Origin of the sequence: Nocardia sp. NPDC005746 (assembly GCF_040630785.1) — a bacterium.
Classification (GTDB): domain Bacteria; phylum Actinomycetota; class Actinomycetes; order Mycobacteriales; family Mycobacteriaceae; genus Nocardia.
In genome coordinates, this window is the sequence record NZ_JBEXYE010000042.1 from 1 (window position 1) to 6,710 (window position 6,710).

A 6,710-nucleotide genomic window follows, 5' to 3' on the forward strand; every position below is an offset into this window, starting at 1 on the left:
CACCTCCACCGGCAGCATCACCGCTCACCGGCCGAGGATCAACCCGCCACCCCGGACAACGGTTCCAGCATCAACCTTCCCGGACACGGCACTAGTACCGCAACGACATTCAGGTGAGTGGGTGTCCACGGCGTCGTTAGTGGGATAGGCGGGCTCGATATTGGCTGCGGCGACACCATCCGGACCAGGCCCAGAGGTGGTCTGGCCGGCGGGGCGGGTCAGGACGACGGAGATGAGCAGGCGGCGGATGTGGTCGAGTCCGGCCTCGCCCTTGGCCTGCTGGAATGCTTCCTCGATGTGCCGGCGTGATCCGGCGGTGAAAGGCCAGATCGGCCAGCCGGGCGTTGTGCGGCCCGTAGCACAGGTAGTAGGCGATCTCGCTCGGGTTGCTGATGCTGCGCCGGGTCAGTGCCCGCGTCCCCAGGTCCAGGTGCCCTCGATCTGGCGCCGCGCCCAGTCGAACTCGTGGGGTCCGTGCGCGCCGGCACCGACCGACAGCCGCTACCAGGCCGAGGCCGCGAACTCCGCGACCAGGGTGTCGGCGCGGGTGGTGATCTGCTGGTCGCAGCGAGTGGCCGTCATGTAGAACACGTCACGGGTTTCGAGTCATTCGCGCAGGTTAACCGGCCTGGCCGTAGGCTTCGGCGGCGGTGAACCATGCGAAGGGCACCCCGGCGGCGAGCACCCGTTCGAGCATGGTGATCATCTGCCGGGGTTTGGGGGCGAACTCGACGTCGTCGGGGATACCCGCGTTCCGGCAGCGGTGACAGTCAGTGGTCCAGGATTCGGGCAGATACAGTTCCCGGTCGAGCCCGCGGTTCGGACCGCGCGAACCGGACTCCGATCCTGCCCATCAACGAATCCAACTCGGCCACAACACGATCCAACACCACGCAACAGATCTGCCAGCACCGACTCGTCCAACTGTCGTTGCGGTACCAGCGCGGCGAGTCGGAGATATCCAGGCCGGCCGCGCGGTCGGCGCCGGGCCCACGACCCACACCGAAGAACCGATCACTGGCGGACGCAACGTCATCGGCAGAAGCGGATGTTCCGACAGCATGGTCAGTCTCAATTGGCATCCGCCAAGCGCTGACCGACTCGGTCAGCACGGGTGACAGCAGCGGCGGACGTTCATGACACATGTGTTATCGGCTGCCCCACCGAGCGCGGTTCATGTCGACTTCGGACGCTGGTGACCACACTCGAGTCTGTTGCCTGACTGGTCGTAGACATCAGGAAAAGCGCACGTGCCCAGCCACACCGTGACGCCCTCATCGTTCCACGACACGTCGAAGTGTGCGTCGCCGATCACAGACTCGGCGTAGTCGTTGTCATCGTAGGCAATAGTGAACACATCCCCGGGCGCATCCAGTAGTCCTCGGGGATCGGCTCCGTCCACACCCGAAGCAACTTGTCGGATGTGTTGCTGAATCTGATCTTTGGCACCCGTGGAGACTAGAGCAGGCACGAAAACTCTTACGGCCACAATGAACCGACCTCAACCGCAACCTACAAGCTCGAGATGATGATGGGCCTAAACGTGCACTAAGGCAGCACAACTGACGGAAACTGCCCGTCACAAGCGATTTGTGCACGAAAAGGCCCATCACACTCAACTCGGCGTCAGCGTGCGTTCTGCACCGCACCAGGTTCCGGCCGCCGGCGCGCCCCGCGCCGGCAGGTTCGGCCAGCGCGGTATGCGGCATGTGAGTGCACGTCTTACTGACGGTGCCGGTCGTGCGGCATGAGCCGAACCGACTGCGAGAAGGCGGGCTAGCTCGGACGAGTTTCGCTGGATTCGGCTTGATTCAAGGCGTTGGTCAGCGCGGTATAAGTCGGCTCGTCAAACGCGACCATCCTGATGTGGCGCACCGAGGTCGGTGTCGATCGGATGGTGGCGATCGCGATGCCGGCGGCCTGGTCCGCGGGGAAGCCGTAGGTTCCGGTCGCGATCGCGGGCAAAGCCAGGCTCAGCGCACCGAGTTCGTCTGCCACTTCGAGGCAGCGGCGGTAGCAGGATTGCAAGATCTCGGCCTCGTCGTAATCCCCGCCCTCCCATACCGGGCCCACGGTGTGGATGATGTGCGTGACCGGAGGATTGAGATCGAATGCGGGCGTTGCCATTGCATCTCCGGGTTCACAGGGACCGATGGCACCACCCGCTCGGGCCAGCCGAGGCCCCGCGGCTCGATGGATCGCACCATCAACCCCGCCGCCGCCCAGCAGCGATTCGTTGGCAGCGGTCACGATCGCATCCACTTGCTCATGTGTGATGTCGCCGAGCACGATCTCGATTGCTACCACCCTCGAATCATCCCACACGGTCGCGACGAGGTAGCCGCGTCAGTTATGGCACATGGATGCCGACGTTCGTAACGTTGCTTCGTCTCCGCGCAGGACCGACCGGATGCACGAAATCGGCATGATGGTGCGTTCAGCCGACCGCGACCCCTGCCGGTTCGAGCCGCCCCGTAAGCGGCTACTTAAGAAGGCAGTGTTCGGACCGAACTGCGCGGGGGATTCGGGGACTCGGCTGCGTCATCGTGGCCACCGAATCGCCAGCAGCCGAGGTATCTTCGTCAGCCTGGGCGACCGGCTGGATCGGCGGCTTGGCATGTTCTATCAGCCGATGGTGCCGCGATAGTCATAGCCATGGCACCAGTGGACCTTGGCGGCAAACACCAGGATTGCCAGGCGGAAGGAGGGCAGGCCGAGTCGTGTCAGCCTGTCCTCGGTCACCGAATTATTTGCCCGCTGAACCGGCGAAGAGATTGTGAATCAGATCGATGATGATCGATTCGAGAGCGGCTGCGGCGGATCCCATTCTTTCTCCTTGCATTTCAGTTTCGAACCGTGAGGTCAATTGCTCACAGCAGGAAATGCTATGGAACAAGGACGGAGAACTGAAATCAGATTTCGGGTGGTTTCGCAACGAGAGATTGTTATTTGGGTCGGCATGGTGCTTGCCAGTGTTTCGTGCGAATGGTGACCCCTGACCATGGATGCGGCGGGTCGCAGAGGCGCTTCGACCCTGGCGTAGACACGACATCGCTACCGGTAATCCAGCCGACCGTATGGTCGTAGGCGAGTTTCATGACGCCGACCGGTCTGGACGTTCTGCGGTGGAACCGAATTCTGCTGGCAGCGCGGCGTCGCCGCTGCGGTAGATCCTGAGATGTGGCCGGGCGAGTCGGGGACCACAGCCTTTACCGTGGGCGGGTGTCCTACAGTCGCATCATCCTGGGTAAGTCGAACGCCGACTTCCTCGGCCTGATCGACAGGAAACCCTTCCGAGCGCTGGTGGTAGTACTAGCCGTGGCTAACCAACTCATGGAGCACCCCGTCGTTTCGTCCCTGGTCTCGATGACCTGCAAGCGGTCGTTGAGCTTGGCAGCCGTACATACTCAGCGCACCGTCACCGCCGAAACACCTTCTACGGCAAGCAAATCGAAAGCGGCGTCCAGGAGCGCGGTGCGGGGCTGTGTTGCGTTGTCCGCGTGGACTTTCGGTCAGATGCCGAGACCCTGGGCGTTTCCGCCAGGGACATCGAACACCGGAAAACACCTGATGGAGGACTGGATTTAGCAACTACTGCGGCGTGGATTGGGCTGAAGGGCATCACGACATCGCGATCGTCGACCACGAGGGAAAACTCGTGTCCAAGAAGCGGATCGGCGACGACCCAGCCGGTTTCGCCGAGTTGACGCAGCTGCTTGCCGATGCCGGCGACACCGAGGACAACCCGATCCCGATCGCCATCGAGACCCCGCGCGGGTTGATGGTCGCTGCCCTGCGCGCATCCGGGCGGCCGGTGTTCGCGATCAACCCGATGGCGGTGGCCCGCTACCGCGAACGCCACAGCGTCGCCCGAGCCAAGTCCGACCACGCCGACGCCATGACCTTGGCGAACATCCTGCGCGTCGATGCCCACCTACACCGCAGGCTGCCTGCCGACAGCGAACTCGCCCAAGCCATCGCCGTCCTCGCACGCGCCCAGCAGGACGCGGTCTGGCGGCGCACGAAGGCCGGCAATGAGCTGCGCTCGCTGCTGCGGGAGTACTACCCGGCATTCCTCGCCACCTTCGCCGGGAAATCCGCCACCAACCTCGCCAAGCCCGGGGCACGAGCCGTGCTCGCTCTGGCCCCCACTCCGGCGCAGGCCGCCAAACTCACCAAGACCCGGGTCGCGGCCGCACTGCGCCGCGCCGGTCGCCAACGTGGCATCGACCAGCTCGCCACCCAGATCGTCGAAGGACTCAGGACGGTGCATCTGCGGCAGCCCGGAGCGGTGGAGCAGGCGATGGGTCGCCAAGCGCTCGCGCTGGTGGCGGTGCTGGACGCTGCCTGCGCCGGCGCCGACGATCTGGAACAGGCCGCGGCCGAGGAATTTCGTAAGCACCCGGACTACGCCGTCATCACCAGCTTTCCGGGCCTGGCCGACCTCACCGGCTCCCGCATGCTCGCCGAGATCGGTGACGACCGAGAGCGATTCGCCGACGCGCGGGCACTGAAGGCATATGCCGGATCCGCTCCGGTCACGAGAGCCTCCGGCAAGTCCATCTCGATCAGCCACCGGCGAATCAAGAACGACCGCCTGGCGGCACTGCTGGGTCTGGGGCACCACCATGGTTGTCCTACCCGGGCCCGGCCAGCAGCATTACCGGCGCCGCCGCGATCACGGCGACCGGCACGCACCCGCGGTCCGGCACCTGTTCAACAAGATGCTCGGCCAGCTCTACTACTGCCTGCAAACCCACCAGTACTACGACCCGGTGAAAGCATTCGGACACACCACCGGTGCGGCACCAGAACAGGCGGTTGCTTGACTGTGCCTCGTTGCGGGAACGCCGATCGATCAGTGGTGGGTTTCGATCAGGCGCCGCAGTGCGGCCTGGGCAGGTGGGCCCCAGGACGGCTTGCCACCGGGGTGGCCGCGCACCCCAGCGTCGGCGATGAACAGGCAGGCGAAGGCCCGCAGCACCGCGTGTCCGCGAGCACGGCGCAGAGTCGCAGCGTCCGGATTCGGCTGGTAAGCGGTGTGGAACAGGTCGATGGCGCCGTCCGGCAGCAGAATCCACGCGGCGGCGAGATCGAAGGCGGGATCGCCGGCGAACAGGTCACCGAAGTCGATCACACCGCAGATTGCGCCTTCCGAGGTAAGGACGTTGGCCGGGTGCAGATCACCGTGCAGCCACAGTGCCGGACCCGCCCACTCGGGGGCGGCCACCCCGTCTTCCCACACCGCGCGAACAACGTCCGGGTCGGCGATAAGCCCCAACTCGGTGGCCGAAGCAAGCTGCTCGGCGAACACCCCGGCACAAGCGGACAGCGGCCCTCCGCGGTTGCGTCCGGTGGGCGCCAGCTCGGGAGCGGGCCGGTGCAGTGCCGTCAAGAACGCCGCCAAAGTGGTGGCCGCCTGCGTCGCATGCGTAGCAGGTGCCCGGTCAGCAGGCTCTCCTGGCACCCATGTGGTGACGATCCAGGGTCGCGGGAACCGCTCGGAGGGCTCACCAAAACGTTGCGGAACAGGAACCGGCACAGGAAGTTTCGCGGCAAGGGCAGGCAGCCAGGTGTATTCCTTGTTCAGCAGTGCGTCCGCGGACTCCGTCGCCCAGGGCAATCGAACGGCGAGATCGTCGCGGAGCCGCCAGAGCTGGTTGTCCCAGCCTCGAGCACCCAGCCGGACATGGTGATCGGCCAGATCGGGGTGTTGATCGCGCAGCAGTTCCCGTACCAATTCCGCCGTGATCTCGACCCCGGTGTCCGTCATGCGCATCAACCATAGTCAGAAGGCAACACACTTGACAGTTAGAAGAATCGGAGGTCTTGCATTCTGGCCGTTTACAAGAACTATCCACGGAAAAGCGACCGTTCCCCTGCACCCAGGTGGACTATCGGAAGCGGTTTCCGCAACACGCTTCTGTTGACGTCGAGGTCGTTGACTCGGGCCCGACCGACAGCGCTCACGATCCGTGTTGCAGATCCGCGCGGGCCCCTTGGCCCGGCCGTTTTCCATGCCTCGGCGGTTTCGCGCAGCCAGGCAACGTGGGCGCGCGGTCCGGGTCCGATGACGGCGTCGGGCTGGGGCAGGCGGCCGTCATGGCGGTATCGGCGCGCGGTCGATCGACTCGATCGAGTCGCAGGCACAGGACGCGGGCGACGCGATCACCGGGCCCGCCAATACCGACCCCAACTCCGTACCGAACTAACTGTCGGAACCGCTCCCGTCCGACATCCGGGCGGGTATTCGAAAGGAGACCCGAATGCGTGACGCCGACAGCCATCCCATCTTCTCTCGATGCCGCGCCTGCACCAACCGGATCCACTGGGTGGAATGCCCGACCGGCGGGTGGTGGACGCATGACAAGCATCCCGGCGACGACCACGACGCGGTGTCGCCGCTGCGCGTGCTGGAAGAGATTGACAACAGCGGCAACTACGTGGTCGTGGGAACCACGATCTGACCGCACATGGCCGGAACCCTACGGTTCGGCGGCCCACCGCCGTGCCAGGATCCGCGCCCGCCGACGCTCGGACGCACGCCCATAAGTCAGCTGCAGCGCGATCCGCACGCGGGCCCGCCGCCAGCGGGACGCGACATCTTCGGGCTGGGGTTCAGGTAGTAATGGCGCAGAAACCAACGAAGTTCGGGTAACCGCAGGTCAGTTCACCGGCGGCGATCGGCGCCCGGGCCCCGCGCCGCCGGT

General features: G+C 65.0%; 4 protein-coding genes and 1 pseudogene. 2 read left to right on the forward strand and 3 right to left on the reverse strand.

Going from position 1 to position 6,710, the window contains the following annotated elements; genetic code table 11:
• Positions 1-619: 619 nt before the first annotated feature.
• Entirely contained in the window at positions 620-799 is a 180-nt protein-coding gene (locus ABZ412_RS35715) for a transposase (protein WP_357289717.1), read from the reverse strand.
• Between the two features lie 977 nt (positions 800-1,776).
• On the reverse strand, positions 1,777-2,307 hold the full coding sequence (locus ABZ412_RS35720) for a macro domain-containing protein (protein WP_357289709.1): 531 nt from the start codon (positions 2,305-2,307) through the stop codon (positions 1,777-1,779).
• Between the two features lie 1,294 nt (positions 2,308-3,601).
• Between ABZ412_RS35720 and ABZ412_RS35725 the strand changes: the two are divergent.
• Positions 3,602-4,829, forward strand: a pseudogene (locus ABZ412_RS35725) (IS110 family transposase).
• A gap of 29 nt (positions 4,830-4,858) precedes the next feature.
• Here the strand turns inward: ABZ412_RS35725 and ABZ412_RS35730 are convergent.
• Complete coding sequence (locus tag ABZ412_RS35730) at positions 4,859-5,773, reverse strand: aminoglycoside phosphotransferase family protein (protein ID WP_357289711.1); 915 nt, start codon at positions 5,771-5,773, stop codon at positions 4,859-4,861.
• 493 nt (positions 5,774-6,266) lie between these two features.
• On the opposite strand from ABZ412_RS35730, the gene ABZ412_RS35735 reads away from it, so the two are divergent.
• Positions 6,267-6,467 (forward strand): hypothetical protein, encoded by a 201-nt coding sequence (locus tag ABZ412_RS35735; RefSeq protein ID WP_357289714.1) that lies wholly within the window; start codon positions 6,267-6,269, stop codon positions 6,465-6,467.
• Positions 6,468-6,710: the final 243 nt, after the last annotated feature.

Coding starts and splice junctions, on each gene's coding strand:
- ABZ412_RS35730 (WP_357289711.1), bottom strand. CDS start 5,773: ATGACGGACACCGGGGTCGAGATCACGGCGGAATTGGTACGGGAACTG.
- ABZ412_RS35735 (WP_357289714.1), top strand. CDS start 6,267: ATGCGTGACGCCGACAGCCATCCCATCTTCTCTCGATGCCGCGCCTGC.